This window comes from Streptomyces sp. AC512_CC834 (genome assembly GCF_019049325.1).
Lineage (GTDB): Bacteria > Actinomycetota > Actinomycetes > Streptomycetales > Streptomycetaceae > Streptomyces.
The window spans coordinates 1-1,356 of the sequence record NZ_JAGMUO010000003.1 but is presented as its reverse complement, the minus strand read 5'-3'; the positions used below and the strand labels follow the sequence as shown (position 1 = coordinate 1,356).

At 65.8% G+C, this 1,356-nt stretch carries 1 protein-coding gene and 1 pseudogene; both read left to right on the top strand.

All coding sequences use genetic code 11. From position 1 onward, the window contains the following. Positions 1 to 97 precede the first annotated feature (97 nt). Positions 98 to 505 (top strand): annotated as a pseudogene (locus KUM40_RS00020) (LacI family transcriptional regulator); the annotation flags it as partial. A gap of 489 nt (positions 506 to 994) precedes the next feature. Beyond that, positions 995 to 1,261, top strand: a complete 267-nt coding sequence (locus KUM40_RS00015; RefSeq protein ID WP_217161414.1) for a hypothetical protein — start codon at positions 995 to 997, stop codon at positions 1,259 to 1,261. Positions 1,262 to 1,356 lie beyond the last annotated feature (95 nt).

Below are 1,356 nucleotides of genomic sequence, written 5' to 3'. Positions count from 1 at the left end.
GAACGCGGGCCTACTCGGTGACCATCAAAGGATCATTCGGGAAGGTACGCCTCCGCGTCCCCGCCCGGGGCTGATCCACAGGTCTTGAGCATTGCTCGTCTCAGGCTGGTATCCGAAGAAGGCGCCACAGGAGCCACGGCCGGTGCCCTTGCTCGGCGAGCCTTGGCCCGGCGTCCCGGCAAGAGGGCGGGGTGCCAGCGAACGAGCCGACGCCTGTTGGCTCCCGATAGCCAAGGGACTCACGCCCCACGGCCTTCGCCACACCCACCGGACGATGATGGAGGACCTGGGGACCGAGAAGGTGCTCATGGATGAGCGCATGGGCCACATCGACGGCTCGGTCTCGGCACGCTACGCCCACGTCACCCCAGGCATGCGCAAGCGCCTCATGCTGGGGCTGACCGAGCAGTGGGAGACGGCGCTCGATGCCCGGCTGGCAATGTGCCCGACGTCGCCCATACGTGTCCTCAATGAGCTTCTGCGCTCCCGAAAGCTAGCTCCATAGCGTTGTGGGCCGGCGCCGAAGGCTGGGGGTCGGGCCCAAGATCGTCGCCACACTTCTGCAGTGTGGACGGAGGGCGTACGGCAGTGCCCCAGTGATCAGGAGGCGGTACTGCGCAAATCGGCGCTGTAGGAAGCAAGAGGAGCAGGGGGCCTCCTGCCTTACCGACAGCACAAGCCGTACTGGTTCGCCTTCGGGACCCGCCAGTTGCGAGTGCGTGAGCGTCCGGCGCCCTTAGCATGCCGGTCTGACAATCAGGCCCCAGGGGCAGGAGTTTTCGGTCGTTCACCCGCCGTGGCGTGAACTGATACCCGGGTGCTTGTGCGGACCGCAGCGCCCGGTCTGCGCTGTGCCTCAAGGATTGACTTGCGCTCTGCGCTGTCGGCTTTGGCGCGATTTCGCCGGTCGTAGCCAGGCAGAGCGTCACCTGCCCTGAGGCTTTGCCAGGGCGCGGGGGCGCTCTTGAATACAGCCCATGGGGAGGAGATCCGGGTGAACGAGGACGAAGAGCTCATCGCGGCGGTGGAAGCGCTGCTGTCGGATCCGCGTACGGATCCGGGCATCGATGTCGAGACCGCTGAACAAGCCGCTCGGGCGGTGGGGCTCCTCGATGAGGGACTTCAGAATGGGCCCGGTGTCTTCCGGCTGATGGCCGAAGGAGGACAGAGGGGGGCCGAAACGCTGTCATCGGACCGTCTGCAAGTCCTGTCTGAGATGGTGCAGAACGCCGATGACATGGGGGCTACCCAAGTCCGGTGACAGCGGCCGTGGCAAAGTCCAGATGTGCGGCCAGCCGAGTCCAGGCTGATGGCCACCGGAATTCCAGGTGTGCGGCCGTCTGACCAGTGGTGTTC